The 25,568-nt window shown below is 62.4% G+C and carries 31 protein-coding genes and 1 pseudogene; 7 read left to right on the top strand and 25 right to left on the bottom strand.

Annotated features, from left to right (window positions below; all coding sequences use genetic code 11):
* Positions 1-21: 21 nt before the first annotated feature.
* The gene (locus PV796_RS05460; protein WP_274911768.1) at positions 22-2,112 is read right to left on the bottom strand and encodes a SpoIIE family protein phosphatase; all 2,091 of its coding nucleotides are present in this window, start codon (positions 2,110-2,112) and stop codon (positions 22-24) included.
* Between the two features lie 366 nt (positions 2,113-2,478).
* Between PV796_RS05460 and PV796_RS05465 the strand changes: the two genes are divergently transcribed.
* A complete protein-coding gene (locus PV796_RS05465) occupies positions 2,479-4,023 on the top strand; it encodes an AMP-binding protein (RefSeq protein ID WP_274911769.1) in 1,545 nt (514 codons plus the stop codon).
* Positions 4,024-4,110: 87 nt separating this feature from the next.
* Here the strand turns inward: PV796_RS05465 and PV796_RS05470 are convergent, their stop codons facing one another.
* Both PV796_RS05470 and PV796_RS05475 read right to left on the bottom strand, forming a co-directional pair.
* Positions 4,111-4,416, bottom strand: a complete 306-nt coding sequence (locus PV796_RS05470; protein WP_274911770.1) for a hypothetical protein — start codon at positions 4,414-4,416, stop codon at positions 4,111-4,113.
* Between the two features lie 168 nt (positions 4,417-4,584).
* A pseudogene (locus tag PV796_RS05475) lies at positions 4,585-5,406 on the bottom strand (DNA polymerase domain-containing protein); the annotation flags it as partial.
* Between the two features lie 81 nt (positions 5,407-5,487).
* Between PV796_RS05475 and PV796_RS05480 the strand changes: the two are divergent.
* On the top strand, positions 5,488-6,645 hold the full coding sequence (locus PV796_RS05480; RefSeq protein ID WP_274911771.1) for a tyrosine-type recombinase/integrase: 1,158 nt from the start codon (positions 5,488-5,490) through the stop codon (positions 6,643-6,645).
* Between the two features lie 66 nt (positions 6,646-6,711).
* Here the strand turns inward: PV796_RS05480 and PV796_RS05485 are convergent, their stop codons facing one another.
* The 22 genes from PV796_RS05485 to PV796_RS05580 all read right to left on the bottom strand — a co-directional run bounded on the left by PV796_RS05485 (position 6,712) and on the right by PV796_RS05580 (position 21,125).
* Positions 6,712-6,846, bottom strand: a complete 135-nt coding sequence (locus PV796_RS05485; protein ID WP_274911772.1) for a hypothetical protein — start codon at positions 6,844-6,846, stop codon at positions 6,712-6,714.
* A 211-nt stretch (positions 6,847-7,057) separates the two neighbouring features.
* Positions 7,058-8,944 carry a DNA polymerase gene (locus tag PV796_RS05490; protein WP_274911773.1) on the bottom strand — a complete coding sequence of 629 codons (1,887 nt, stop codon included), beginning with the start codon at positions 8,942-8,944 and terminating at the stop codon, positions 7,058-7,060.
* 61 nt (positions 8,945-9,005) lie between these two features.
* Positions 9,006-9,266: a hypothetical protein gene (locus tag PV796_RS05495; protein WP_274911774.1), complete on the bottom strand. Its 261-nt coding sequence runs from the start codon at positions 9,264-9,266 to the stop codon at positions 9,006-9,008.
* 8 nt (positions 9,267-9,274) lie between these two features.
* Entirely contained in the window at positions 9,275-9,934 is a 660-nt protein-coding gene (locus PV796_RS05500; RefSeq protein ID WP_274911775.1) for a transglycosylase SLT domain-containing protein, read from the bottom strand.
* A complete protein-coding gene (locus PV796_RS05505) occupies positions 9,927-10,124 on the bottom strand; it encodes a hypothetical protein (RefSeq protein WP_274911776.1) in 198 nt (65 codons plus the stop codon). The genes PV796_RS05500 and PV796_RS05505 overlap by 8 nt, the downstream gene beginning before the upstream one ends.
* Positions 10,121-10,534, bottom strand: coding sequence for a deoxycytidylate deaminase (locus PV796_RS42250; protein ID WP_446750562.1), 414 nt, complete (start codon positions 10,532-10,534; stop codon positions 10,121-10,123). Before PV796_RS42250 ends, PV796_RS05505 begins: the two co-directional genes overlap by 4 nt.
* Positions 10,531-11,199, bottom strand: coding sequence for an FAD-dependent thymidylate synthase (thyX, locus tag PV796_RS05510; RefSeq protein ID WP_274918879.1), 669 nt, complete (start codon positions 11,197-11,199; stop codon positions 10,531-10,533). Before thyX ends, PV796_RS42250 begins: the two co-directional genes overlap by 4 nt.
* 109 nt (positions 11,200-11,308) lie before the next feature.
* A complete protein-coding gene (locus PV796_RS05515) occupies positions 11,309-11,800 on the bottom strand; it encodes a hypothetical protein (protein WP_274911777.1) in 492 nt (163 codons plus the stop codon).
* A gap of 58 nt (positions 11,801-11,858) precedes the next feature.
* Positions 11,859-13,871 carry a ribonucleoside-triphosphate reductase, adenosylcobalamin-dependent gene (gene nrdJ / locus PV796_RS05520; RefSeq protein WP_274911778.1) on the bottom strand — a complete coding sequence of 671 codons (2,013 nt, stop codon included), beginning with the start codon at positions 13,869-13,871 and terminating at the stop codon, positions 11,859-11,861.
* A complete protein-coding gene (locus tag PV796_RS05525; protein ID WP_274911779.1) occupies positions 13,868-14,128 on the bottom strand; it encodes a thioredoxin family protein in 261 nt (86 codons plus the stop codon). Before PV796_RS05525 ends, nrdJ begins: the two co-directional genes overlap by 4 nt.
* Positions 14,121-14,669, bottom strand: a complete 549-nt coding sequence (locus PV796_RS05530; protein ID WP_274911780.1) for a hypothetical protein — start codon at positions 14,667-14,669, stop codon at positions 14,121-14,123. The genes PV796_RS05525 and PV796_RS05530 overlap by 8 nt, the downstream gene beginning before the upstream one ends.
* Positions 14,669-15,427 carry a hypothetical protein gene (locus tag PV796_RS05535; protein ID WP_274911781.1) on the bottom strand — a complete coding sequence of 253 codons (759 nt, stop codon included), beginning with the start codon at positions 15,425-15,427 and terminating at the stop codon, positions 14,669-14,671. Before PV796_RS05535 ends, PV796_RS05530 begins: the two co-directional genes overlap by 1 nt.
* Positions 15,424-15,825, bottom strand: a complete 402-nt coding sequence (locus tag PV796_RS05540) for a DUF3310 domain-containing protein (protein ID WP_274911782.1) — start codon at positions 15,823-15,825, stop codon at positions 15,424-15,426. The genes PV796_RS05535 and PV796_RS05540 overlap by 4 nt, the downstream gene beginning before the upstream one ends.
* The gene (locus PV796_RS05545) at positions 15,825-16,445 is read right to left on the bottom strand and encodes a toprim domain-containing protein (RefSeq protein ID WP_274911783.1); all 621 of its coding nucleotides are present in this window, start codon (positions 16,443-16,445) and stop codon (positions 15,825-15,827) included. Before PV796_RS05545 ends, PV796_RS05540 begins: the two co-directional genes overlap by 1 nt.
* A complete protein-coding gene (locus PV796_RS42255) occupies positions 16,327-16,689 on the bottom strand; it encodes a CHC2 zinc finger domain-containing protein (protein ID WP_446750563.1) in 363 nt (120 codons plus the stop codon). The genes PV796_RS05545 and PV796_RS42255 overlap by 119 nt, the downstream gene beginning before the upstream one ends.
* A gap of 18 nt (positions 16,690-16,707) precedes the next feature.
* The gene (locus PV796_RS05550; RefSeq protein WP_274911784.1) at positions 16,708-16,959 is read right to left on the bottom strand and encodes a hypothetical protein; all 252 of its coding nucleotides are present in this window, start codon (positions 16,957-16,959) and stop codon (positions 16,708-16,710) included.
* 27 nt (positions 16,960-16,986) lie between these two features.
* A complete protein-coding gene (locus tag PV796_RS05555) occupies positions 16,987-17,427 on the bottom strand; it encodes an endonuclease domain-containing protein (RefSeq protein ID WP_274911785.1) in 441 nt (146 codons plus the stop codon).
* Positions 17,428-17,462: 35 nt separating this feature from the next.
* The gene (locus tag PV796_RS05560; protein WP_274911786.1) at positions 17,463-18,266 is read right to left on the bottom strand and encodes an AAA family ATPase; all 804 of its coding nucleotides are present in this window, start codon (positions 18,264-18,266) and stop codon (positions 17,463-17,465) included.
* 66 nt (positions 18,267-18,332) lie between these two features.
* A complete protein-coding gene (locus PV796_RS05565; protein ID WP_274911787.1) occupies positions 18,333-19,178 on the bottom strand; it encodes a phage antirepressor KilAC domain-containing protein in 846 nt (281 codons plus the stop codon).
* A gap of 63 nt (positions 19,179-19,241) precedes the next feature.
* The gene (locus PV796_RS05570; RefSeq protein ID WP_274911788.1) at positions 19,242-20,012 is read right to left on the bottom strand and encodes a RecB family exonuclease; all 771 of its coding nucleotides are present in this window, start codon (positions 20,010-20,012) and stop codon (positions 19,242-19,244) included.
* Positions 20,013-20,420: a hypothetical protein gene (locus PV796_RS05575; protein ID WP_274911789.1), complete on the bottom strand. Its 408-nt coding sequence runs from the start codon at positions 20,418-20,420 to the stop codon at positions 20,013-20,015. It abuts the gene before it with no gap.
* 105 nt (positions 20,421-20,525) lie between these two features.
* Complete coding sequence (locus PV796_RS05580; protein ID WP_274911790.1) at positions 20,526-21,125, bottom strand: hypothetical protein; 600 nt, start codon at positions 21,123-21,125, stop codon at positions 20,526-20,528.
* A gap of 433 nt (positions 21,126-21,558) precedes the next feature.
* On the opposite strand from PV796_RS05580, the gene PV796_RS42260 reads away from it, so the two are divergent.
* The 5 genes from PV796_RS42260 (at position 21,559) to PV796_RS05600 (ending at position 25,562) form a co-directional block, all read left to right on the top strand.
* Positions 21,559-21,864, top strand: coding sequence for an HNH endonuclease (locus tag PV796_RS42260; protein ID WP_446750675.1), 306 nt, complete (start codon positions 21,559-21,561; stop codon positions 21,862-21,864).
* A complete protein-coding gene (locus PV796_RS05585) occupies positions 21,854-22,039 on the top strand; it encodes a hypothetical protein (RefSeq protein WP_274911791.1) in 186 nt (61 codons plus the stop codon). The genes PV796_RS42260 and PV796_RS05585 overlap by 11 nt, the downstream gene beginning before the upstream one ends.
* 72 nt (positions 22,040-22,111) lie before the next feature.
* Entirely contained in the window at positions 22,112-22,552 is a 441-nt protein-coding gene (locus PV796_RS05590; protein WP_274911792.1) for a phage terminase small subunit, read from the top strand.
* A 316-nt stretch (positions 22,553-22,868) separates the two neighbouring features.
* Entirely contained in the window at positions 22,869-24,122 is a 1,254-nt protein-coding gene (locus tag PV796_RS05595) for a terminase large subunit (RefSeq protein ID WP_274911793.1), read from the top strand.
* Between the two features lie 9 nt (positions 24,123-24,131).
* Positions 24,132-25,562, top strand: coding sequence for a phage portal protein (locus tag PV796_RS05600; protein ID WP_274911794.1), 1,431 nt, complete (start codon positions 24,132-24,134; stop codon positions 25,560-25,562).
* The last annotated feature ends 6 nt before the right edge of the window (positions 25,563-25,568 follow it).

Genomic DNA, 25,568 nt, shown 5'->3' on the forward strand with positions numbered 1-25,568 from the left:
CCACCCTCCCGGGCGGGAAAATCAGCCGCCGCCCTGGATCCGGGCGATCAACAGCGCCACGTCGTCATGGTCGTTGCCGTGCCGCAGTTCGCCCAGGAGCCGGTCGCAGAGCGCCTCCAGGGGCCGCTCGGGCTCGGCGAGCAGGTCGAGCAGCCGGTCCAGTCGGGCGTCGATGGCCTGGTCGCGGGTCTCGATCAAACCGTCGGTGTAGAGCACCAGTTGATCGCCGGCGCGCAACGGCACGGTGGTCTGCTCGAACGTCACCTCGCCGACGCCACCCACGCCGAGCGGGGCGCCCGTGGGCAGGTCCAGGAGCTCCGGCGCCCGGCCCGGGCGCACCACGACCGGCGGGAGGTGGCCGGCGATGGCGATCACGCACTCCTCGCGGTGCGGGTCGTGGACGGCGTAGAGACAGGTCGCGAAGGCCGGGTCGAGCCCGCCGGCGATGTGGTCGAGGTGGTTGAGCAGCTCGGCGGGCGCCAGGTCGAGGTCGGCCAGCGCGCGGGTCGTGGTGCGCAACTGCCCCATGGTGGCGGCCGCGTTGATGCCGCTGCCCATGACGTCGCCGACGACCAGCGCGGTCTTGTCGCCGGCGAGCGGGATGACGTCGTACCAGTCGCCGCCGACCTCGCTGGCCGCCTGGGCGGGCTGGTAGCGGTAGGCGATGTCCATCGTGGTGGGCTGCGGCGGCCGGTGGTTCATCAGGTGCCGCTGGAGGGTGAGCGCGGTGCGCCGTTCGCTCTGGTAGGAACGGGCGTTGTCGATGCAGACCGCCGCCCGGGCGGCCAGCTCGACGGCGAGCACCGCATCGTCCTCGTCGAACGGCACCGGGTTGTCCGTCCGGTAGAGCGACAGCGCGCCCAACACCTCGCCGCGGGCGATCAGCGGCACCGCCAGGTAGGAGTGCAGCCCGGCCTCCCGCAGCAGTTCGGCGCCCTGCCCGTCGGCGGCGATGTGCCGCCGCTCCTCCGGGCCCACCTCGGCGACCAGCACCGGGCGGGCCTCGGTGACGCAGCGGGTGATCAACCGCTCGGTCTCGTACGCGGCGAGCGCCCCGGTGGGGTCGGCGGCCCGGACGGCGGGCGTCTCGCCGGCCGCCGCGACCGCCAGCGCCCGGAAACGGGCCGGGGCGCCGCGGGTGAGCGCGGCGGGCCGGCCGCCGTCCAGGACGGCGTCGAGGACGTCGACGGCGGCCAGATCGGCGAGCTCCGGCACGATGACATCGGCCAACTCCTGGGCGGTCTGGCCCACATCGAGGGTGGTGCCGACGGACGCCGAGGCGTCCGCGATGAGCGCCAGCCGCCGTCGCGCGCGGGCCGCCTCGGTGGCCGCCCGGTGCTGCTCGGTGACGTCCACGACCGAGGTCGCCACGCCCAGGACCCGCCCGTTGGCGTCCTCCAGCCGGTAGTACGAGACCGACCAGGCCAGGTCCGCTTCGGGGTGGTCGGCGGTGGGGCCGACGGAGAAGTCGTCCAGCAGCGGCCGGCCGGTGGCCAGCACCTCGCGCATCCGCTCCTCGATCGCGTCGGTCTCCAGGAACGACAGCACCTCCCTCACGTGCCGCCCGATGTGCTGCTCGGCGGGCAGCTCGTTGATCCGCTCCAGCGCCGGGTTGACCATGACGAAGCGGAGATCGGTGTCGAGCACCGCCAGCCCGATCGGCGACTGGGCCACCAGCCGCACCGACAGCGCCAGGTCCCGCTCGACCTCGCGCAGCACCGACTGGTCGGTGGCGATGCCCAGGGCGTAGGAGGCACCGTGCTCGTCCTGGAGGCGCATGTTGCGGAACTCGACGAGCCGGGTGCTGCCGTCCCTGTGCCGGACGGGGAAGACCCCGGCCCAGCTCTCGCCGCTGGCCATCACCCCGGCGAACAGGCGCATCACCAGATCGACGTGCTCGGGGTTGACCAGCAGCCGGACGGCGGACCGGCCGAGGGCCTCCTGCGCGCTCCATCCGAAGAGCTTCTCGGCCTGCGGGCTCCACAGCGCGATCCGGCCTTTTGCGTCGAGCATGACGGCGGCCACACCCAGGAGGTCCAGCAGCCCACCGGGCTGGCTCGGCCCGGCCCCGGCCTGGGCGACAGCGTCAGGGGACGCGTCGGTCGCACCCATCCAGGCACTCCTTCCGCCGGCCTGCCAGGCCGACAGCCGTGGCGCTCCGTGCACGGCCGGCCCTGCCGTGCTGCCGCTGCCCTCCATCATCCCTCCACACCGGACGAACCCGCAGGCAGAGCGCGGCCCACCAGGGCGGGGACCGAACCGGATGGAGCATTATGCGCCGCGCTCCCCCGGCGGGGCGACCGGGTTGGCGATATTGATCCACTGCCGGTTGGCCGGACAACGCCCCCTGAGGGGCTCCCGAGTTGGAGATGTCGATCTCTTGGGTCTACCCTGAGATTAGTTGCTGGAGGCAACCAATATTCGCTAGTCGCGCCCCGGCGCACCGCACGCGCCGCCGGGGTCAGGAGGAAGCCCCCGATGCCCATATCCGACCGCTCGTTCCGCATATACGTGGAGGAGAACCTCGATGCCCTTAACCGCGACCCGGACAGCGAGGTCCTGGTCCACCAGGGCCGCCGGGTCACCGCCGGCGAGTTCCGCTCCCTGGTCCTGCGCATGGCCCGCGCCCTGCGCGACCGCGGCGTCGGCCGCGACACCACCGTCACCCTGCTGAGCGGCAACCTCCCCGAGACGATCGCCGCCCGCTACGCCGCCAACCTCGCCGGCGCCCGGATCAACCACCTCTACAACAAGCTCTCCGCCGACTCCCAGGCCGCGATCGTCCGCGACGTCGAGACCCGCGCGCTGATCGTCGACCCGCGCCTCGCCGAACGGGCCGCGGAACTGGTCGAGTTGGCGCCCGTCCCGGACGTGCTGGTGCTCGGCCCGGCCAAGTTGGGCACGGACCTGCTGGAGCTGGCCGCCGGTCAGAGCGACGAGCCGCTCGCCGCCGCGTCGCGCCCCGACGACATCTGCACCATCCGCCACACCGGCGGCACCACCGGCCACCCCAAGGGCATCTGCACCACCTTCGAGCAGGCGCGCTGGTTCAGCGGCGCCCTCCCGGACTTCGAGGGCGTCAAGCACCGTCAGTTGGTGTGCACCACCCTCGCCCACGGAGCCGGCTACATGGCTGACACCGTCCTGCACTCCGGCGGCACCGTCGTCCTCCTCGACGACTTCGACGCCGGGGAGGCGCTGGCCACCATCGAGCGCGAGCGGATCACCTCGATGTTCCTGCTGCCGCCGCTGCTCTACCAGTTGATGGACCACCCCGACCGCCCGGCGACCGACACCTCCAGCCTCCGCACGGTCACCTACGGCGGCTGCCAGGCGTCCCCGGCCCGACTGGCCGACGCGGTACGGACGTTCGGCCCGGTGCTGGTGCAGGGCTACGGCCAGAACGAGGCCGGCGGCGTCAGCGTGCTCAGCGCGGAGGACCACGACCCCGAGCGCCCCGACCGGCTGCGCTCGGCCGGCAAGGTGCTCGACGACGTCGAGGTGGTGATCCGGGACGAGTCCGGCCGCGATCTGCCGCCCGGCGAGCACGGCGAGGTCTGCGTCCGCTCCACCATGATCATGCAGGGTTACTGGAAGCAGCCCGAGCTGACCGCCGAGGTCCTCCGGGACGGCTGGCTGCACACCGGCGACGTCGGATTCCTGGACGACGAGGGCTACTTGACCCTCGTCGACCGGATCAAGGACATGATCGTCGTGGTCGGCGGCCACGTCTACACCACCGAGCTGGAGGACCTCCTCAACTCCCACCCGGAGGTGCTCCAGAGCGCCGTCTACGGCGTCCGCGACGCCGACCGGATGGAGCGGGTGCACGCGACGGTGGTCCGCACCCCCGGCAGCGACCTCGACGCCGAGCGGCTGTGCGCCATGGTGCGCGAGGCCCGCGGCGCGATGTACGAGCCGGCGCGGATCACCTTCGTCGACGCGCTGCCGCTCACCGACGTGGGCAAGCCGGACAAGAAGGAACTCCGGCGCCGCGCCGAGGAGTCGGGCGCCGCGGTCTGACCCCGGCCCGCCGGTCCGCGGCGCCGGACCGGCAGCGGCGGGCCGCCGCAGTTGCTCAACTGCGGCGGCCCGCCGGGCTACTTCCGGTCAGAACCAGAAGCCGAAGATGTGGCGGAGGATGTGTCCCAGGCGGAACAGCAGGAAACGGCGCTCCTCGCCCCGCCTGCCCTCACGGCCCTTATGGCCCTCGCGCCCCTCGTGACCGAAGCGGAAGTGGTGGTGCCGGCACTCGTGGTGACGGTGGTTGCGGCCGTGATTGCCGCCACGCCCGTGGTCGCCGCTCGCCACGACGCTCTGGCTCTGGGGGGCGGCCGAGGCCATACCAGCGGCCGGAACAACGGTTGCGGCGGTGAGGGCCGCGGCGGCCAGGGAACGGCCTATGAACTTACGCATTGCGTTTCTCCTGGTTGGCAGGAAATCGGACACGTGATGGGTACCTCGCACCGTCCGTTTCCGCGCAGACACGGCGCGCGTCCACTCCAACGGCCCCCGCAATTGCTCCGAACGCCACACTCCCGGGCACCGAAGGGCGGCCGGACGGGACCGCGGGCGACGGGCCTTCTAGTGCTTGCGGGCTCGGCTCGGCTGCACCCTGGCCGGTTCGCCCGGCATCTTCGGGTGGTCCGGCGGATACGGCAGGTCGCCCAGGCCCTCGTCGGCTGCGTACCGGTCGGCCAGCTCCAGTAGCGGCTCCAGACCGAAGGCGTGCTCGGCCATGTCCGCGTGCACGTCGCCGAGTTCGGCGTACCGGGGCGGGACGGTCCGCAGGTCGAAGTCCTCGGGCTCGGCGGCGGACAGCTCCTCCCAGCGCAGCGGCGTGGAGACCGTCGCCCGCGGGCGGGCGCGCAGCGAGTAGGGCGAGGCGATGGTGCGGTCGCGGGCCATCTGGTTGTAGTCCACGAACACCTTGCTGCCGCGCTCCTCCTTCCACCAGGCGGCGGTCACCCGCTGCGGAAGCCGCCGTTCCAGCGTCCGGGCCACGGCGATCGCGGCCCGCCTGACCTCGGTGAACGTCCAGTGGGGGCGGATCGGCACATAGACGTGCACCCCACGGCCGCCGGAGGTCTTGGGCCAGCCGCGCAGCCCGTGCTCGGTCAGCAGCGCGCGCAGCTCGTGGGCGACCGCGACGGCGTCGGCGAAGCCGGTGCCGGGCTGCGGGTCGAGGTCGATCCGCAGCTCGTCGGGGTGCTCGGTGTCCGTGCGGCGGACCGGCCAGGGGTGGAACGTCAGGCACCCCAGGTTGGCGGCCCAGATCACGGCGGCGGGCTCGCCGGGGCAGATCTCGTCCGCGAACCGCCCGCTCGGGAAGGTGATGCGGGCGGTGGGCAGCCAGTCCGGCAGCCCCTTGGGCGCCCGCTTCTGGTAGAAGTGAGGACTTTTTACCCTTTCCGCAGGTCAGGGACCTAACGGACACTTGGGGGCCAGCATCCCGTCAGCATCAGCAATCCCGGAGTCACCAGCACCATGGCCAGCAAGACCCTCGCCCGGGGCATGGGCACCTTCTTCAAGGACTGCGAGCACCCTGAGTCCCGGTGGTCCAAGTGTCCCCATGCCTACAAGATCCGGTACCGCAACGCTGCCGGGAAGCAGACGGAGGAGTCTGGGTTCGCCACCCAGACGCTTGCCATCGAGCGGCTGACGGAGATCTACAAGCAAAAGAAGTCCACACCGGCCACCAAGCTGGAACGCATCCAACGGTACGGCCAGATGCGCTTTGAAGACTTCGCAAATGATCACCTCCAGCGTCAGCGCGACCTCAGCGACTACACATCCGGACAGGTACAGCATCTTCTCGATACACATCTGTACCCGGAGCTAGGTTCCCGAAGGATGAACTCCTTCGACTCGACGGTGGTCGAGGGATTCATTCGGGCTATGGAACGCGCCGGTGTCGGTGTGGCCACTCAGCGCAACGCTTACATACGACTGAAGGCCGCGCTACTCGACGCACACAAGATGGGGATCTTGGAGGAGAACCCCTGTGAGGGCGTCGTCTCCCCCGACTACCGACCCAAGCGCATAGTCATCCCTTCTCCGGAACTGGTCAGTGAGATACATAGCCTCAATGGGGACGCCTTCTCGCTCTTCGTCGATATGATGGGCGGCTGTGGTCTGCGAAACGCTGAAGCACTCGCCGTAAACATAAACAACATTGTTGCAGATGATGTTTACCGGGTGACTGAGCAGCTACACAGAAAGACAAACAAGCTATCTCCACTTAAACACCGTAAGCCTGGAGAGTTTCGAGAAACGCCACTCCCCCTGTACGTGAAGAAGGCTATCTTGGCGTACGCGGAAAAGCATGGGACGACCGAAGACGGTTACCTTATGCGGGTCCGTGAGGGCAGCGACAAGCTACTAACGATCACTGCAATCCAAAACCAGTGGTCTCGCCACAAGCACGAACTTAAGCAGGAACTTCCGGAAGGCTTCACTCTCTACGCACTGCGGCATTGGTTTGCATCTCGCTGCCTCACTAGAGGCATTCCGATCACTGATGTTGCCACCTGGATGGGTCACCGAAACATCAACGTCACGTTCCAGACCTACAGCCATCTGATGCCGGGCTCCATCGGCCGCGCCGCGAAGATCCTTGATGAGGGAATCGACTTGGCCGCCTAGGAAACACAAAAAGCCCCCTCGATAGAATGATTCAATCATTCCGTCAAGGGGGCTTTGCACTGCCTGCTAGATCTTCTGTTGTTCGAGCCACTTCAGCACGTCGGTCTTCTTGTACTGGATCTTGGAGTTCTTCCCGGCGCCGAACTTGTATCCGCGAAGGCCGCACTTCGGGGCTTCTCGGTACACCCATACCAGGGACATGTTAAGGAAGGCTGCGGTCTGCTTCGCGTCCATCATGATGGATTCCATTACATCCACCCACTCAGGATCGCCGACCGGCACAGGCCACAGACGTAGGATTCGATGCCATCCCAGTCAATCCGATACAGCTCATCCAAGGACTCTTCTCGGCGACAGCCGTCACATGCATCAACTTCCAGCTCTTCAATGAGTCCCATGTCATGGTCTCGACTCACTTGATGATCCCCCTTCGCTTGAGATCGATTTCTGCTTGTTCTGGATGCGCCTGGTAGTAGGGATCATTGGCGGTAGCCGTCTTCAGGTCTTTGAAGTAGAGAGATCCCCAGGACCTTCCGCCTCTATCTGGGTCTGTGGGTATCTCTAGTCCCTTGATGGTCTCGGCCATGAGGTCCGCGGTTAGCTTCATAGCCTTGTCCCCATGCTCTTCAGGCACCGAGAACACGACTTCGTCATGGATTGGGAGTCGCATGTAGGGAGTAAGGCCGGATTCATGCATCCGAACCAGGGCCCGGCATGTGATGTCACGGGATCCGGACTGGATGAAGTAGTTGAGGGCGCTGTATGCGCGGTTTCGATCCACATAGAGGCGCCGACCGGAGGCCGTTTCGATGTGTCCGAAGCGCCTGGCCTGCTCTGTGAGCCGTTCAGCGAGCCTTTTGACCCCCGGATAGGTCTCCCAGAAGCCTTCGACGGCCTTCCTGGCGAGTTCTTCCGTGACGCCGGCCTGTTCGTGGACTGCCTTCCAGCCCCCGCCGAAGCAGACGCAAAAATTGGTGGTCTTCCCGGCCTTCCTGGGGACGCCGGCAGCGTCGGCGGTGATCTGGTGGAGGTCATCGCCGTTCTTGAAGGCCCGGAGCATGGTCTTGTCGCCGCTGTGGGCGGCCAGGAACCGCAGCTCCATGTTCGAGTAGTCCGTGCTGAGGGCTATGTGGCCTTCATCGGCGACGAAGCAGCGCCGAATCTCCCAGTCACCAGACGGGAGGGTCTGTGCTGGGACTCCCGTGATGCTTTGCCGGGCCGTACGTGCCTGGATGGAGTTGATTGCGGGGTGAACCCGACCTTCAGCGTCCCGCAGGTCCAGGAAGCTCCGCAGCCATGTCTGACGCTTCTTGCGGGCGCTCTTGGCCTTGTCGATGGCGCCGGCCAGGAGGCGAACCATGTCGGGGTACTCGGGTGCTCGAACCTTGTCGAGGAGTGCCCCGTCCACCTTGAGCTTCCCTGTCTTGGTCAGGGCAAATGCGGACAAATTAACACCGAGATCACGCAGCGCCTCGGCGCACTGGTCGGTGCTCCATGGGTTCTCGCAGCCAAGGTCACGTGCTACCTGGGTCCACTCGGCCTCTTGGGCCTCCAGCTCCCGAGCAAGGCCCTCCGTGTACTCCACGTCCAGGAGGAAGCCGCGGCGGCTCATGTACGAGCAGACCTCAGCCACCTTGTGCTCGAACGAGGTGAGCTTGCGGGCCGAGGCCGGCACGAGACGCTTGAGCTTGGCAGCGAGGCGGTACGCCAGGATCGGATCCAGGCCGGCGTAGGTCAGGTATCCGGGGTGGAAGGTATCGACTTCCTTCCAGACCTGGGCCTTCGTGGTCTTGAGGCTCTTGGCGATTTCCGCCATGGATCCCTTAACCCGGAGGGCTATGTCCGAGTCGATGTACTGGCCCGTGAGGGCTTCCAGGGAGTGACCAGGGCAGCCGTCCTTGACGCCGCGGGAGTCCACCAGGTGGGCGAGGATCTTCGTGTCGGTGACCTTGGGCCAGACCTCTTCCATGGCAAGATCGGTGCTGGCATCGAGCACCAGAAGGTCATAGGTGCCGTTCTGGAAGACGAGCTTGTGCACGTAGCGGATAGCACCCACGGCGGCGGCAAGAAGGGCCTCAGACAGCTCTACCGGTACTACGTAGGCTTCGGTGGCATTGCCGAACTGGACGAGCCGCAGACGGAAGTCGTCGGCCCACCAGTCGAGCCCGGTGGTCTCGGTATCGCAACCGAGGCCCTTCTTGTTTGCTTTGACCCAGGAGACGAACTCAGGGATATCAGCATCGGACTCCAGGACGTTGATGACGGCTACGTCTCCAGCGATCTTTCGAGCCAGACACATGCTTATCACTTTGGTTCGTCTCCCTTCAGCGGTACAGCTTCCAAGTTGCCGGGTAAATGTGTTAGGCGTCGCCGCCCATGGCGTGGGTCCAGAAGTCTGAGGCAAGCCCCTCGGCCAAGTCGTGACTCAGACCGGCCTCCAGGGCGGCCTTCTTGACTTCGCCGGCCTGCTTGATGGTGAGGATGGCGACTCGGGCCGCCTTGGCAAGGGCGTCGGCAGCAACCTGTTCGGTGACCTCTTCGGCGTCAACGACGCTGTTCAGGTACTCGGCGAACTCCTTGATGTCGTCCTCGCTGAAGCCGTCATCATTCTTCTTGAACATGTGTCTCCTTAGTACGGGCCATTGACGTTATCGAGGCCGCCATACACGTGATAGGCGTAGTTGGCGCAGGCGCACAGGTTCGCCACCGGGTCATAGACGTCCCAGGAGGTTCCTGCAACGTGGTATGCCTGAAAGGTCGAGTCGATCGCCTGGAGCAGTCCCTTGGACGGGTGGCCGGCTGCCGCATTGCTATCCGTCAGGTTGATAGCCCGCGGGTTTCCACTGGACTCACGCATGATGTTCCGATAGAAGCCGTTGTACGTCGGCGCCGGGATCCCATGCGCCTTGAGAGTGGCTTGAGCCTGACGTATCCACCCGTCGAGGTTGTTCGGGTAGCTCTGGACTATCGGCGCGTGCTGCGTCTTGAGCTGGACCCTGTGCCGCTGGTACAGACGATGCGGCGGCTTCGGCTTGGGCTTGCTCTTCCGCTTATGACCTTCGGCCTGCTGCTTGTCCGCCTGGTGGCTGATCGAGTGCTCCAGGTCGTGACCGGGGGCGGTAAAGGCCGCAAGGTGCGGCGAGCCCTCAACCTCGGGCTTCGGCTTGTGCGCCGGCAGCGCAGCAGCTACGGCAGCAGTGCCCAGCAGAGCGGTTGTTGCAGTGGTGGAGATGACCGTCTTACGGAAGGCGGTCCGCTGAGCACTGACCTGTACTCGGCGCTTACTCACTGATAGCCCCAAGCACAGAGGCGAGCTGGTGGTGGATCTCGCCGAGCTTGTTCAGGTGGTTGGGGTCGATGACGGTCGTCATGTCAGTGGTGTGGATCTCCTTGGCGAGAAGATCGTGGAGGAGCTTAACGGCCTCGGGGCTCAGCTTGCTGGTGATGGTGAAGTGCTTCTGGACATCGATGTTCATCATGAGGTTCCCTCTCGGTTGTTGATATTCATTGACCCCCCTGGCCATATGACCCGTGCTATTCCTGCGGAGCGGATGAGCTTTGTGCAGTCGCGGCACGGTGCGCGCGTTATGTAGATCGTGGCCCCCTGGCAATCAGCCCAGTTTGCGTACAGGAGGCAGTTAGCTTCCGCGTGCGTCTCTTCGCATGCCTCGTATCCGGAGCCTGAGGGTTGGTCGGAGTTGCAGCGTGAGCACTCTCCTGCCATGCAAGAGGGCCCGCCCGGCGGGGTGCCGTTGTATCCAGTTGATCGAATCCTCTTGTCGGCACCGACGAGTACTGCGCCGACCTGCGAGCGGTGACAGTCACCTCGCGCTGAGACTGCCTTAGCTATGCCGAGAAAGTAGCTTTGCCAGTCGAGACGTTGACTCACGGAGCTATCCGGCCGTGATGGTTGAAGAGTTCCTGTGTGATGGGGCAGACCTTCTTGAAGTCGTCTTCCATCTGGTGAGCAACCATCTCGATCTCATGGAGAGGGAAGGTGGGAACGGTGGTGTTCTCGTTGGTGGCTCGGAGACTCAGGAAGTTCATGAGGCTTCGGGCGTTCATGGTCACGTAGAACGAGGTGTAGAGGCCGAGAGGGAGGACGTTCCGGGCGACTTCTCGGGCAACTTCATGCTTGAGAAGGTGCTCGTAGGATCCCCAGGCTTCGGTAGCCATGCGCATGTGCTCGGCGCGAGTGGCCTGCATCTGCTTGTAGTCGCCTTGCCTAAAGGTGTAGGCGCCGGGCTTTCCTACCTGCCTGAGTGGACGCTCAACGGAGGGGACGTAGAAGACAGGCTCAAGAACCTTGTACCGACCCGAGACTTCGTTGTAGGAGGCGATGCGATGCCGGAAGAACTCTCGGGCCACGAAGATAGGGCACTCAATCTTGAACTGGAGCGTGACGGCCTCGAAGGGGCTGCCGTGCCGGTCCCGCATGAGCATGTTGAGAAGGCCGCGGTCCTTCTTGTCGTCGCCGGAGGTTCCGGAAGAGACTCGTGCGGCTCGGATGATGGAGTGGTCTCCGCCCATGGAGTCGATGAGTTCGACTGTCATGTCATGGCGGAAGGTGATCGCCGTCAAGGAATATCTCTTTCCAAGGGGGCGGGGGCTTTGAGGGCCCCCACCTTTAATACAGCTTACAAGTTGGCGAGCAAATGAAAAGTTAGACGAAGATCGGCTTCTCGTTGGAGTTCCGGTCAGTCGAGCACCACATCTTGTACGGCTTCCCGGAAGCCTTACCAACTCCCTCTCGGTAGACGAAGTGCGGGGGAACGTTGGCGGGTCGATCCGGCTGAGCAGACGAGGCGGGCTGCTTCATACCACCACCGCCACCGAACGCCTGCTTGGCGGGAGCCTGGTACTTGGCATGGAAGAACGAGGCGGACTTACCTGTGATCTCGATCAGTTCGGCAAGCTCAACCTTGAAGTCCCGCATGGCCTTGAGGGCGTCGGGGATGTCGGCGCCGTCGATGGTGATCCACGGAGCCTCGTAGCCGACACCCCCCTTGAGGGTGACTCGGACTCGATTGATATCCATGCAGTCTCGCGAAATGGAGTTCACAGGCGACTTCTCCTCGGTGGAGGCTTCGGGGGTAGCGATGGGGGCGTCTTCCCAGGGGGAAGAGGTGACGGCGAACGGGTCAGGCGCGGTCATGCGGGGACTCCCTTACTTCTTCTTCAAGAGTACAGCTTACAAGTTGGATGTCGCAAATTCAGATGGGGCATGCGCCCGACGCGCACTCCTCATCGAATCCAGACTCCACGGACTCACCGAGTTCAGACACGAGCTGGTTGTACTCGTCGCCTGTGATCGGCTCGTACGGGGCCTGGTCTCGGGACAGGGCGGGGAAGATGGTTGACCCCTTCAGATGCCCCAGGTGGCCGGACAGCACATTCATGAAGTCGTCCAGGCCGTACCGCTCAGGGTCGATGTTCACGGTATATGAGACGGCGTTGTCGGCCCAGTGCTCCTGATACATCTCCTGGAAGGCCAGCATCTCTTCGACGGCCAAGTCCTGCTGGGACACTACGAGTTGAGGGTAAGGCGCCTTGTCCATGAGGGGGTCCTTTGTCGGGATCTCCACGACAGACGTGTTGGCGGCGTACATGCAGGGCTCGACCTGGTGCCCCTTGGCCTTGTACTCCTCTACCTGCCGGCTCTCGTGGGGATCAACGTCCGAGAAGCGGATACGCCGGATGAAGTGCTTGGAGAAGGGTGCATGGATGCCTTCTCCCGAGACTCCACAGAGCTTACTGATAGAGCCGGTAGGGGCAATGGTGGTCATCTTCACCGGCATCGGGATACGAAGCTCGTGGCAGTACGCCTTAGCGGACTTCTCCACCTCTTCCTTCAGGTCCATGAGGGTAACGTCGAATCCGAGCGAGTCAGCATGCCGATAGTCGATCCCTGACATCGCCAGGAAGTCCGCCACACCGAAGTGCCCGACACCGATACGCCTGTTCTTGTTGATGATGTCCTGAGACTTACCGTCCTTCACTCCGGAGTGTGTTGCCCGGATCAGGTAGCGCGTCATGAGCCGGTGGGCCTCCAGCATCCCGTCCCAGTCCTCCACGTAGGCCGAGAGGTTCACGTGGCCCAGGCAGCACGGTTCCCACGGGTTCAGCGTGATCTCTGCACACGGGTTGGTGGTGTAGGTACCGTCAGGCTCACCCGCGGCACTGAGGGAAGAGTCCCAGAAGCCGGGTTCACCGTTCTCCAGCATGCCCTTACACATGGCTAGGTAGACGGCCTGGGCCTTCGCCTGTCGAAGGGTCTTCTCCTCTCCGTTCCGGATGATGTTTACGAACTCGTCGTCAATCTCAACGCTGATGTTCGTGGTCCAGTGCTTAGACATGTCCTTCTTCGAGTTGATGAACTCAAAGATGTCGTAGTCGTTCCAATGCATGATGGACATGCGGGCCGAGCGGCGGACACCACCAGAGACGATGCACTGGGCTATCTCGTGGTCGATCTCCATGGCCTGAAGACCAGTCATCGGCTTGCCAGACAGCTTGACGTCTCGACTGAGGATCTTGCCTACGTGGACGAGCATCTGCGCGAACGGCTCGGGGCCGCTGGCGGTGCCGCCGAACTTCTTGAGGGCTGCCCCCTTGTGTCGGACTCGGCTCACGTCGTACACGCGGTTGGTGTTCTTGGCTGCCCGGTGTGCGGTCTCGATGAGGTCACCCAGGGCAGCGGCCCATCCTTCTCGGCTGTCGGCTACCTCGTAGGCGCCGGCCCAGGTATGGGAGTAATCGGTGCTGATGAGGCCGGCCGCAGCGAGATCCAGGTAGTCAGGGTGCTCAGGGTCGCACACGATGTGCACCGTCACCGGCGTGACGATGTACGGGTAGTTCTGGAAGTAGCGGCTGGAGTAGTTCGCTCCCACTCCCCCGCCTTCGGCGAGACGGAGAAGAGTGAAGCGGAAGTGCTCCGCGGGGTCTCCGGGGATCCAGCCTGCTGACCAACAGTTGTTGTTTGCGTAGTCGTTGACGCCACTGGACTTCAGGTGACGCCCCGCGGGCATGATCTTGAAGTTCTGGATCAGGTCGATCAGGCGCTCTCGCTCACCGTCCTCGATGAACCGATCCGCAACGAGGGAGAGGTTCCCATCTACGACACGCTGAACCGTCTGCGGCCAAGTCTCCTTGGAACCGTCGGGAAGCTCACGACTGTAGGTGCGGTAGTAGACGGTCTCGGCGGTCTCGTTAACGAACTGACTCACTTAGCGAACTCCTTGACAACGTTCTCGAACTCGACTCGGTTAGGGACACCGACCATCCGGTAAACCTCTTCAGCATCCTTTTCGAGGATGATGGTCGGCACTGCGGTCACATTCCGATCTCGCGCCGCCTCGGGATCAACAGACACATCAAGGACACTAAGGATTAGCCCCAGATCCCCGGCAATGTCGGCCACGATGGGGCCTGCCTTGCGGCAGGGGCCACAAGTTGGACTCTTGAACATGGTGATCTTAGGCAAGGAGATCTTCCCCCTTTCGGGACGTCTTCGTTTCGATAGCGGAATGCCGGTTGATCCAGGAAGTGAGGATGTCTACTCCTCGATACGTGGCCTTCTTGTCGCCAGGGCTCGGGAACGGGCGCCCTAGGACGATGTGCTCGAACATGAGCTTCTTGTACCTGTCCGGGATCTTCTTTAGTGCTCGCTCTACATCCATCTTTGCGAGCAGCGGGGAGCTGTCGCTGTTGATGTGGGAGAAGGACTCCGGGGGTTCGGTGAGGGAGCGAAGTGCAGCTCTCACTTCTTCGGGCGTGTACCAGTACTGACAGGTGAACATGTCCTGGTAGGTGCGTTCACCGGATGCGTATCGGGTAGCGACCTTCTTGAAGATTCCGTGCTTTACGGCGTCAGTCTTGCCCTGCCAGGCGTTGATGTTCTCGGCGGCCCAGAGGACGATTTCCTGCTCAACGTCCTCCACTTCAACGACAGGCCACCGCTTAGCGATCTGCGTTGCCTGCACTCGGGCAATCTCCTGGGCTTCAGTCCAGTTGATGTCAGTCATTAGTAGCGCTGCCCTTCGACCACAAAAGATCCGTTTCCGTTGACGGGGATAATGTGCGGGGTGACGTTCGAGCCATCGACGTAGAGGAGTCCGAAGGCCATCTGCCAGTTACTGAGTCCGGCACCGCCGAGGTAGCCGGCCTTCTTCACGTCCATGAGGTGACCGACTTCGACGCCGGTCAGCTTCTTGGAAGCGAACTCCCCCGATGATTCATTGGTGACCGCGGCTCGATGGGTGTGCCCCATGACGACGGACTTACCGAACTTCTTGGCCGCGTTGATGGCTGTACCACCTGCATAGCGGGCAAGGTTGATCCCTCGTGCATGCCCATGGGTGGCTATCCATCCAGGAGCGAAGTCGTACTTCAGGGGCTCGAAGTCCATCCCGAGGTCATCCAGGCACAAGAGGTTCTGTTCCTGGAAGGCGTCTTCGTCGTAAATAGCGGGACAGCGGTCAACGAGGTACTTGTGCGGACGCTCGCCATGGTTGGATCCGAGAAGCGTGTACTTGCCGTCATAGACGGCCCGCACGGGCTCAAGGTGGTTCTTGATCGTGTAGGCGGCTTCTTGCTTGACGGTCATGCCGTACTCAGCTCGCTTGCCGGCGGACCAGCGGGCCGGCGCGGTGTAGTCGGTGATGTCGCCAATGTTGATGACCTCGTCCGGCTGGTAGTCGCCCAGGAAGCGAATCAGATTCTTATTCGCCTTGTTGTGCTCCAAGGGCATCTGCAAGTCCGAGATAACTACGATGCGCTTCACTTACTTGCCTCCAGGCGCCCAAGCTCGAACTCGACGTTCTTCATGGCCTTCTCAAGGTCTTGCGTGGGGTCGGCGGTCTTGAGTCCAGCTCGCCACAGGTACTTGATTGCGGACCCTATGAAGAAGGGGAAGTGTCCGACGATTTCCTTGCACTCAATGCCGCTCGGGTGGCTGGTGTAGTGACTGGGGTGCTCTACCGCTTCCGGCTCTTCGGGGAGTTCCGGGTAGTTGAGTTCAAGCTCACCTTCGGTGAAGCAGATGGTGTTCCCACCTACGGCGTTGTAGAACTCGACTTCGTAACGGAGGTGATAGGTGGACCAGACGGCAACAATCATTCCTTCAAGGCCCGCATAGTCGGTCTTGACGGCCCTGACGTGGTCGCCAACTGTGTACTTCATTAGCTAAGGCCAATCTTTGCTCGTACGGATTCCGGGCCTTCGGCCAGGAGGAGAGAGTTAACGTCGTGCCCGCTGAAGGGGATGACTTTCGCGTTACTGAGCTGTGCGGCTACCTTGTCTGCGAATTCGAGTCCTTGGCCGGCGTCGTCTCCGTCTGCGAAGAGATAGACGGTTTCGTATCCGAAGAAAGCCGGGCGAAAGTGCTCTCTCCAGCCGGAGACTCCTGCGACTCCGACAGCCGGGATTCCGCAAGCCTCGGCAGCAAGAACGTCCATTTCTCCTTCGCAGATCGCAACGTAGGAAGACTCCCCTATGAGCGCCTGCGTATTGAAAAGGTGGGGCTTGACTCCGGGGAGCCCGAAGTATTTGCCGTGTCCGAAGTCCTTACAGTCGTGGTCTTCGATACACCTGAATCGGATGGTGGTGGTGTAGTCCGGTCCGGCCGGTCGGAGGTAGGGGATGGATAGCCAGCCCTTTATTCGTTCGTGCCCCGGGGCTGGCTCACTCACATAGCCGATTCCGAAACGTTCTGCGACTTGGCCCAGTCCGCGCTTTGCCATGTACGCCCCGGCGGGACTTGCCCTGTACGCCTGCGCGTACATCTGCGCTTCGGCAGCCAAAGCGTTCTTCTGCAATGTTGCGGGCATCTGTGAAGCCGACGCCTTCCATTCTCATGATCATGTCGAATGAGTCTTCCGAGATCCCGCAGGCAAAACATGTCCACCTTTGATCTTCGGTATTGACGCTTGCGCTGGGGTTTGTTTCGTCGTGCTCAAGGCACAGGATCTTCGTCCACCGGTGCCGAGGAGAGATGTCGGTCCCGTAGTAGTGAGCGATGACCCTCGTAATGTCCGGCTTACTCATGCCGGTACAGCCTCCAAGTTAGAAGGGAGCAAAAGGCGACTTGATGGCGCGACGGGCACGAAGGCGGTCGAGTCGAGCCTTGTCCTCCGCGGTCTGCTTGCGGACCGTCATGGGCATCTTGTAGTGGCGGTAAGGCTGCTTCTGCTCTTCACCGTCGGTGTAGGAGTACTTCACGACATCCTTCTCAAGGCGGGACGTCATCCGGCGACCAGAGACGGCCTTGAGGTGATGCGCCGAGGTGAAGCCGTACACAGAGTCGAGATGAGCCATAACCGCGGAAGCTACCTAACTTACTCGTTACTTAGAGTGGTCTTTGTGAAGCCGTACACCGATGACTCTCGGCGCCGGCGGGTCATTGAGATACTGATAGGCGCTAAGCGCTATCTCGGGATTGTCTCTAAGCCCTCTAGCCAAGAGCTGACGGTTACACCGGGCACATAGAAGGCCCCGCACTTGCCCTGTCTTGTGGCAGTGGTCTACGTCGAGACGCTGACTTCTGGTCTGCTTGCAGATGGAGCAAGACCCGCCCTGCTCCTTTAGGAGCTTGTCATATTCACCGGGGAGGAGACCATAGGTCTCCGTGACCCGAGATTCGTGTATGGACTTAGAGCGGGTTTTCTTTCGGCAAGAAGAACATGTCTTGCCTCTTGGGGTGAAGAACCTTTCGGATCGGTTCTTCTCACAGCTTCCGCAGAAGCGATACCCCTTCCGGGGTTTCCCCCTTGCTTGTACTTCCATTCTCTCACACTTCCGTACAGCTTACAAGTTTGGCTCTAAAAAAATTCGTCGTTGACCTCGGCCACGGTGAGGCTGTTGGTGTCGAACCTGTACGAGACGAACGAGTTCCCGGAAGGGTCTACGAAGCCTTCTCGATTCTTGACCGTGCTGACATGGATGGTGCTGTTGTCCATGTCGTCCACTTCCTTATGGATGGTGAGGATCATGGAGGGTACTCGACCAATCTTGCCCTTCACGCCAGACAGGGGAATCGGCTTCAGGCCGTCCGACCACTCCCCTGTGACGTGATGCAGGGCGAGAACATGAGCGTTCGTCTCCCGCGCCATGCTGTTGAGGTAGTCGCACATGTTCTCCAGGCTGAAGGTGAACGACTCTGCGTCGGCTGAGTTGTTCTCCAGGTTGGTGATGTTGTCCACCACGATCAGGTGCGGGAACAATCCGCGGCCGTAGACCTCTTCATAGCAAGCCACGTCCCGCTCTAGCTCGTCGAGGCTGGGTTGCGCCGAGACGTTGAACCGGAGCCACCAGCGGTCTGCCAGGGCCTTCTTCACGTCACCCAGGTCGTCTTCCCGGACCTTGCGCTTCATGACCTTGGAGGGAACTCCGGTGAGCATCGTCCCGGCCCTGGCAAGCTGCGTGGCGGCGTTGGAGTCCGCCGAGAGGTACAGGGTCGGCCGGTTGGCGTGGATGGCCAGGAGGAGCGAGAACATGCTCTTAAACGTGCCGGGGCCGGCGGCGATGATGGAGAACTCTCCCCGCCGGAACTGCGTCTCGCGCTTCTCCAGCCCAGGGAAGGGGCTGGGCAGTGGCTCGCCGGCCGCACCCTTGATCGTGGTCATCTGACTAAGACTGAACAACTCAACCTTCCACTTCCGCGATACAGCTTACAAGTTCGCCAGTAAAAATTAGGCAGCGGCTTCGGCGAGGAAGTCACGGATTCGGGTGCGAAGCCATTCGACGCCCTTGGCGCTTACGAGGGTCGTGGAGCGCGTGTGCTTCTTGCCCCAGCGGTCGATGTACGGCTCTTCGAAGATGACCTTGAAGAGGTCGTCCCGCATGCACCACTGGAGCGGCTTGTATCCCTTGTGACGCTTACCGTCCTTGGTCAGGATCGACATGTCCTGGAGGAGCTTGTAGAGGCTGTTTCGGCCCAGACCATCGGTCACGTCTCGGAGGAGCCGGGTGACCTCCACGAAGTCCATCCAGCCATCGGAGTCCATGACGGCCTGGTACGTCTCCAGCTTGGGAGCCGCCGCCTCAAGCTCCTTCGCGGCGGCCTGGGCCAGGGCCTCGGCCTTGAGCCGGCCCTCGTGCTCCTCGGCGGCTGCGCGCAGGGCCTCGGCGTAGGTCTGGGGAATCTGCTGCTGAACCAGCTCGGCTTCTCGGGTCTTCACGGCGAAGTACGTCTGCGCCGCGGCGATCTCGGGCTTACGGGGGTCACCGTTCATGGCGATCATGTAGCAGGCATATCGGCTGAGGTGGAAGTCGTGATCCGGCACCAGGCGTTCACCGAAACCAACCTTCACCAGCTGCGGGACCTCCCGAATATTGGCGTGACCTGCGGTTTCTCCCTGGACGTTGGCGATGGCGAGCCGGGCTCGGTCGATGGCCTTCTTCGCATCTTCCCAGCGGGAGTAGTTGAAGGTGGACCCCATCAGCAGCTCTCGGGCCGACCAGTGCTCGCCCTGGCCGTCAACCTTGCGGATGGCGTCGAACGGGCTGGCATCGGCCTGGGTGAACTTCTCGATCAAAACAGTCTCCTTGGGTATGCGGTCGGCGGGCCACCGACCGAGATTTACGGTACAGCCTACAAGTCAGGAGGCATAATTACAGGACGGCTTCACGGTGCAAGCAAAGCAGTGGGAGCCGGGGTTGGGGATGAAGACTTCGTTCTTAATGCCGCGGTCGAGCATGGCGTACAGCTCGGCGAGCCAGTCACGCGTCACGTAGCGGAGGTCTACCGGCTCACTGAGACCGCCAGTCTTTGCCATGTACCAGTCTCCGTAGTTGACCTCAACGCCGTACAGCTCTTCAATGGCGATCTTGTATGTGGCGAGCTGGAAGAGGCTCCGCGTGGTGCCGGTCTTGAGGTCTCGCACTACGAGGCCCCGCTCGGGGTGCTCGATGATCTGGTCAATGAAGCCGACGACAGCAACGCCGTCCAGGTCGAGGCGGAACTCAAGCTCGATGGCTGCCTGGCCGTCCGGTGTGGTCCAGATGCGGTCAGGGCTCTGCTGGGCCCAGGCGATGTAGTCCCGAGTCTGCTGGGCGCCTACGTCGAGCCTGCGCTTGATGTCGGTCTCGGGCTTGGTGCGACCGCCGGCCATCCACATGTAGGGCTCGGGCTCCTTGTCGAGGGCGGCCTCGATGCCCATGTCGTATTCGTGCTCGAAGAAGCCGATCACGGTCTCAGGGCTCAGCGTGCGCCCGTGGCGCTCGTACTGCTCGATGGCGGCATGGAATGCCTTGCCGTGCTCGAACCAGGCTGCTTGCCGCTGTGGGGCCCGCTCTCGCCGCTGTAGGCGCCACTGATGGGCGCACTGCGCGTAGGTGGTGTACTGCGATACCGAGTAGTGCTCAGACAATTAGGGGTCCCTCTTCGCGTAGTAGGTGACGGTGCATTCAGGTGCCCCGGGAAGGCACTGCGCTGTGTTCCGGTGCCGGAATTCTGTGATCTTGTCCATGTCGCTGAGGAGTCCTATGCGGTCCTCGATGATCTTTAGGTCTTGCTGGGAGACGGTTGGAGAAGCAGTGACGGTGTAGACCGTCCCCAGTTCTCTCACCTCGGCGTCTACGATCACGGTCGCTGCTCTGCGATAGATAGTCGAGCAGTCAACTATCTTCCCGAGCGCCAATCCCATCAGCCCAAAGGCCCACATGGCTATCCGGCCTGCTTCCTCAAGATCGACATAATCGAGGGTTTCGGCTAGGACAAGCATCCCTTTGGACTCTCTCTCTGGTGTTAACGAGCCGTACGCACCACCGTACAGCATCCAAGTCAGATTACACCATGAAAAAGCCCCTGCCGGGAAGTTGATCACCCTCGGCAGGGGTCGTGATGGAACCTTAATGATTCTGAAGATCGAATAAAAAGTTGCTTAGGACAACTTAGGCGGGAGTCTGAAGAGATCAAGGTCAGCGGGATCCGGCTTCGCAACGCTCTCTGGCCAGCGAATCACAAGATCCTCATCTTGTTCGGTTCGAGGAGTCAGCTTCCAGCCCTCTTCCCAGTCGTAGACCATGACCTGGCCCTGGAGCCGTCCCCGCCAGTTCATGAGGAGCGCGCCGCGGCGTACGGGGAGGTCTTCGCCGGCACGTTCCGTCAGGTGGTCTCGAAGCCGCTGGTGAAGGGCCGAGTTGCCGTGGTCGTGGCCGGGCTCACGGCGGATCGTGTACGGGATCATCCTGACCCGTTCCTTCGACCCGACGTGGGGCTTGTAGCCGATGCTGGCGGCCTTCCACTGCACGCCCTGTTGGGTGACCTTCGCCCCGTTGATCTGGGTGTAGATCCGCGCGAGCTGACTCCAGTTGTATCCAGCCTGGTGGAGGCGCTTCAGCACGTGCCCTGAGGGCAGCTTTTCGCCTTCCTCGGGCTGCGGGAACGTGGAGAGATCCACGTGTTCGTTGCTCATGCGCCTGCCTTCCTCGATCTTCAGTTGTTGATCATACGCTTTACCTTTCTGCGTATGGTCAACCACGGTACACCATCCAAGGCGGAGCGTGCCGCGTTCAAGCGTCAGAGCACCCCCACCAGGTGACCTTCGCCACATCAGGGTAACCAATCGGCGTTTGTGACAAGTACGTATCTTATGTAAGAAAGAAAAGAGAGAGTAGTTACTCTATATAAGATCTCTACTTACACTCTAAGGAGCTAGATTCTACAGGGGTGTAAGTTACATAGAATCCTAGTTGATCTCCTAGTTGAGTTAGATAATTCATTTAGTTCCTCCTGGTAGAGATCCTAGGCAACCGAGAGGCCCAGGCCAGACATGAATCCCTGGGCCTCTCCTCATTCTCCTTGGTCGGAGATAACCGCAGATAAAGAATCACCAAGATAGCCGCCCTATGCGGCTATGGCTGGACGAGAGAATCTATCGGCCAAGGAAGGACTTACCCATGCCCAGGGCAAAAATGGTCTGCATCCGTGAAGGCTGCACCAAACCAGCTACCCGCGAAGGCCGGTGCCCTGGGCATCAGCGGGAGCCCTTCAGGGGCTCGGCCTGGAGGACGCAGAGGCCCGCAGGGTGGACGAGCACCAGGCGCAAGGTCCTGATCCGGGACAGAGGCGTGTGTGACCTCTGCGGAGGCACAGGAGCTACCGAGGTAGACCACCTGGTCCCGCTGGCCCGCGGTGGCTCACACGACATGTCGAACCTGAGAAGCCTCCACAAGGAATGTCATCGAACCAAGACCCAGAAGGAGAGTCATGGCGGCTAGCAACCTCAACGTGAACAAGAGCAAGGCGAAGTCCAAGGGCAAGCCGGTTGCTCCGGCTGCTCCGGTGAAGCCTGGCGCCAAGCCTGCGGCAAAGAAGGCGCCGGCTCCGGTACCGGCCAAGGGTGGCAAGCCCAAGCCGGTCGCTAAGAAGGCTGCGCCGAAGCGCAAGAAGTGATGATGCGAGGCCCCTGCGGGGGCCTCGGTTTTAGTGCTGCCTGAAAAAGGAGGCATAGACAAGGAGGCCGAAATGGCAACACATGGTAAGGGTCGTCTCCCCAAGGACAACCCGATGCGACGCAACAAGAACCCCGAGGAGATCCTTGAGGGTCGGAAGGTCCCGGTGCCGGTGCTCCGCAACGGAGAGGCATACCACCCCGAGACTTTGAACTGGTGGCTCACCTGGATCAACTCCCCTCAGGTCGAAGCCTTCCTTCCAACCGACTGGGAGCGCCTTCAGCAGCTCGCTGCCCTTGTCAATGCCTACTGGAACGATCCGAAGGCCAGCACGCTCGCCGAGATCCGTCAGAACGAGTCGATGCTCGGCGCCACCGTGGCGGACCGTCAGCGGCTCCGCATGAAGGACCAGGGCGGGAAGACGGTGCAGGGCACCAACAACCCCACGCAGGCCGAGCCCGAAATCTCCGACGAGGAGCTGTACCGCATGCTGAACGGCGGCGGTGGGGCATGAGCCAGTCCGGGAACCTCCCCGAAGGCGTCCCGGCTCCTAACAGGTCTCTCGGCTACGGCATCATCCGCTGGGCTCAGCGCTACATCGTCCAGCCTGACGGCGAGCACGCCGGCAAGCCATGGAAGTTCACTCCGGAGCAGATCCGCTTCATCCTCTGGCTGTACGCCATCGACGAGAAGGGAGGCTGGCTCTACTCCGATGCGTGCCTGCGGCGCGCTAAGGGGTGGGGCTTAAGGGCAAGACACCAATCCTCGCTGCTCTGGCAATCGTTGAGTTCATTGGTCCTTGCCGGTTCAGCCACTTCGACGAGAAGGGCATGCCGGTCGCTAAGACCGTGCCGCTTCCCCTGGTGCAGATTGCTGCCACGTCGATTGACCAGTGTGGCCAGACGCTCGACATGCTTCGAGGCATGCTCGCCGAGTCCCCTGCTGAAGCTGAGTACGGGCTCGACATCGGTAAGCACCTGATCCAATTCAACGATGGCCGGCCAGGGAAGATCGTTCCCGTCACGGCGTCGAGCCGTGGTCTTGAGGGTGGCCGCCCGACGTTCGTCATCATGGACGAGACCCACCACTGGATTGACTCGAACCAGGGCGTCTACGTCTTCGAGACACTGGATCGCAACGCGCACAAGCCGGGCAACCCCGGTAGCCGCTGGGTGCAGACGACGAACGCCTACAACCCCCTTGAGAACTCGGTGGCCCAGCGCATCCACGAAGCGCTCCTGGCCGGCTCTCAGCGGTACCTGTACGACTGCATCGAGGCTCAGGCCGACATCGACCTGAGCGACGCCGAGGCGGTCGCCCAGGGCCTTCGGGATACGTACGGCGACTCTTGGTGGGCCGACATCGAGGGCCTGGTGGAGACGGTTCAGTCTCCGCTGACGCCGCCTGGTGTCGCGTACCGGTTCTACCTGAACAACATCCAGGAGAACGCTGATGGCTGGATGTCGAAGGCAGCCTGGGAAGCGTGTCTGGACGAGAGCGATCCGGTGAGGCCGGGCGAGCAGATAGCCGTCGGCTTCGATGGGTCGATCCGAGGAGACAGCACAGGTTTGGTGGGCGCCCGCCTGCGCGACGGGAAGCTGTTCCTGCTGGGCCTGTGGGAACGTCCTGAGCATGTCAAGTCAGACGATGACTGGGAAGTCGATGTCCTGAGCGTCGAGGCCGCGGTGAAGCGGGCCTTCGAGACGTACAAGGTCGAGTGGATGTATTGCGACCCGCCTTACTGGCAGGACGCTATCGGTCGGTGGGCGATCGAGTACGGCGACGACATCGTTTTCGAATACTGGACAAACAAGCCCACTCGCATGGTGAACGCTACAGAGCGCATGCACTCCGCTGTCATGGTCGGAGACCTGAAGCATGATGGCGATCCGAAGATTACCCAGCATGTTTTGAACTGTGTTACCCGAGAAGTTCCGCAAGGGCTTCTGGTGTGCAAGAACACTCCTCGCTCTAAGCGAAAGATTGACCTCGCTGTCTGCTCGATTCTGGCCTATGAGGCTCGGGCTGACGCTATTGCTGATGGACGACTCAACCGACGGAGAGGGAGAGTGGTCGGATTCTAGGGAAGCTATATGGGATACGAGATAGAGACTCCTGGCGCCGCCTTTGGTGTGCCTGATACGCCTATTCAGTGGCTTCAGTATCTCCTCGCTAAGTACGAGGGGAACTTGGACCGCATCAAGCGCTTCGCGGAGTACTACGAGGGCGACCACCAGCGGATGATGTTCGCCCAGGCTAAGTTCAGCAATGCCTTCGGCGAGGCATTCTCTAGCTGGTCGGACAACTTCTGTGGACTCATTGTTGACTCTGTCAATGAGCGCATGAAGATCGAGGGCTTTCGCATGGCGGATACCCCTGAGGCTGACAACGCCGCACAGAAGATCTGGGAACGCAACTTCCTCGACGCCGACTCCAACGCGGCCCACCTCGATGCGATGATCCAAGGCGCTTCCTATGGAGTTGTGTGGTGGGGCGAGGATGGCGGGCCGGCTATCACTATCGAGTCGGCTGAGAACATGGCTGTCCAGTACATGCCTGGGTCTCGTCGTGAGCTGGTGGCCGCAGCGAAGTTCCTTACGGATGACTGGGGTCGGCAGTACGCCACTTTGTGGATGGCTGACGCGGTCTACGAGTTCGAGACCTATGACGGTGACTGGGTTGGTAGCTCCGAGGGCATACCGAATCCTCTCGGGGCTATCCCGGTAGTGCCGATCAACAACCGATCCCGGCTCACCGGTGATCCCCTGTCTGATCTCGATTCGATTATTCCGCTTCAGGACGCCATCAATAAGACGGTGGCTGACGCCCTGGTGGCGTCGGAGTACGCGGCATGGCCGCAGCGCTACGTCACCGGCCTAGAGATCCAGGAGGATGCCGACGGCAACCCCATCGAGCCCTTCCGGGTCGCGGTAGACAAGTTGCTCCAGGCCGAGGATCCCGGAGCGAGCTTCGGTCAGTTTGAAGCCGCGGATCTCGGCAACTACTCGACACTGGTCACGATGCTCGTTCAGCATCTCGCGTCTGCTTCCCGGATCCCGTTCCACTACTTCCTCCAGGGTGCTGTTATCCCCTCCGGTGATGCGATCACGTCGGCCGAGGCCGGCCTGATCTCTAAGACCCGCGAGAGGATGCTGCACTTCGGTGAGGCATGGGAACGCATCATGCTTCTGGCATTCCGTGTGATGGGCCAGGACCTGGAGCCGGGAGCTATCGAGGTTCTGTGGCGTGACCCTGAGCATCGCACTGAGGCACAGCACATTGATTCCCTGGTGAAGAAGCTGTCTCTCGGTGTTCCGAGGCAGCAGCTTTGGGAAGATGCCGGGTACTCCCCCAGCCAGATTTCCCGGTTCACGTCGATGCTGGAACAACAGGAAAAGATGCAGGAACAGTTCCCGTCGATCAATCCGCAGCCGGCTAAGGCTGCCCCCACCGCCGAGGAAGAAGCCGACAAGGCTCCTCGGGGTAACTCTGAGAACGCAGCCCGTGAAAAGGCCGGCGTCTAACACGCA

The organism is Streptomyces sp. WZ-12 (assembly GCF_028898845.1).
GTDB lineage: Bacteria > Actinomycetota > Actinomycetes > Streptomycetales > Streptomycetaceae > Streptomyces.

Bases quoted from the DNA above. Each gene is read 5' to 3' on its own strand.
- PV796_RS05505 (WP_274911776.1), bottom strand. From the start codon at position 10,124: ATGATGAACATCGATGTCCAGAAGCACTTCACCATCACCAGCAAGCTG.
- PV796_RS05495 (WP_274911774.1), bottom strand. From the start codon at position 9,266: ATGTTCAAGAAGAATGATGACGGCTTCAGCGAGGACGACATCAAGGAG.
- PV796_RS42260 (WP_446750675.1), top strand. From the start codon at position 21,559: ATGGTCTGCATCCGTGAAGGCTGCACCAAACCAGCTACCCGCGAAGGC.
- PV796_RS05560 (WP_274911786.1), bottom strand. From the start codon at position 18,266: ATGACCACGATCAAGGGTGCGGCCGGCGAGCCACTGCCCAGCCCCTTC.
- thyX (WP_274918879.1), bottom strand. From the start codon at position 11,199: ATGACAGTCGAACTCATCGACTCCATGGGCGGAGACCACTCCATCATC.
- PV796_RS05480 (WP_274911771.1), top strand. From the start codon at position 5,488: ATGGCCAGCAAGACCCTCGCCCGGGGCATGGGCACCTTCTTCAAGGAC.
- PV796_RS05575 (WP_274911789.1), bottom strand. From the start codon at position 20,420: ATGCTGTACGGTGGTGCGTACGGCTCGTTAACACCAGAGAGAGAGTCC.
- PV796_RS05590 (WP_274911792.1), top strand. From the start codon at position 22,112: ATGGCAACACATGGTAAGGGTCGTCTCCCCAAGGACAACCCGATGCGA.
- PV796_RS05540 (WP_274911782.1), bottom strand. From the start codon at position 15,825: ATGAAGTACACAGTTGGCGACCACGTCAGGGCCGTCAAGACCGACTAT.
- PV796_RS05485 (WP_274911772.1), bottom strand. From the start codon at position 6,846: ATGTCCCTGGTATGGGTGTACCGAGAAGCCCCGAAGTGCGGCCTTCGC.
- PV796_RS05595 (WP_274911793.1), top strand. From the start codon at position 22,869: ATGCCGGTCGCTAAGACCGTGCCGCTTCCCCTGGTGCAGATTGCTGCC.
- PV796_RS05460 (WP_274911768.1), bottom strand. From the start codon at position 2,112: ATGGGTGCGACCGACGCGTCCCCTGACGCTGTCGCCCAGGCCGGGGCC.
- PV796_RS05465 (WP_274911769.1), top strand. From the start codon at position 2,479: ATGCCCATATCCGACCGCTCGTTCCGCATATACGTGGAGGAGAACCTC.
- PV796_RS05490 (WP_274911773.1), bottom strand. From the start codon at position 8,944: ATGTGTCTGGCTCGAAAGATCGCTGGAGACGTAGCCGTCATCAACGTC.
- PV796_RS05470 (WP_274911770.1), bottom strand. From the start codon at position 4,416: ATGCGTAAGTTCATAGGCCGTTCCCTGGCCGCCGCGGCCCTCACCGCC.
- PV796_RS05550 (WP_274911784.1), bottom strand. From the start codon at position 16,959: ATGGCTCATCTCGACTCTGTGTACGGCTTCACCTCGGCGCATCACCTC.
- PV796_RS05530 (WP_274911780.1), bottom strand. From the start codon at position 14,669: ATGACTGACATCAACTGGACTGAAGCCCAGGAGATTGCCCGAGTGCAG.
- PV796_RS05555 (WP_274911785.1), bottom strand. From the start codon at position 17,427: ATGGAAGTACAAGCAAGGGGGAAACCCCGGAAGGGGTATCGCTTCTGC.
- PV796_RS05600 (WP_274911794.1), top strand. From the start codon at position 24,132: ATGGGATACGAGATAGAGACTCCTGGCGCCGCCTTTGGTGTGCCTGAT.
- PV796_RS05585 (WP_274911791.1), top strand. From the start codon at position 21,854: ATGGCGGCTAGCAACCTCAACGTGAACAAGAGCAAGGCGAAGTCCAAG.
- PV796_RS42255 (WP_446750563.1), bottom strand. From the start codon at position 16,689: ATGAGTAAGCCGGACATTACGAGGGTCATCGCTCACTACTACGGGACC.
- PV796_RS05515 (WP_274911777.1), bottom strand. From the start codon at position 11,800: ATGACCGCGCCTGACCCGTTCGCCGTCACCTCTTCCCCCTGGGAAGAC.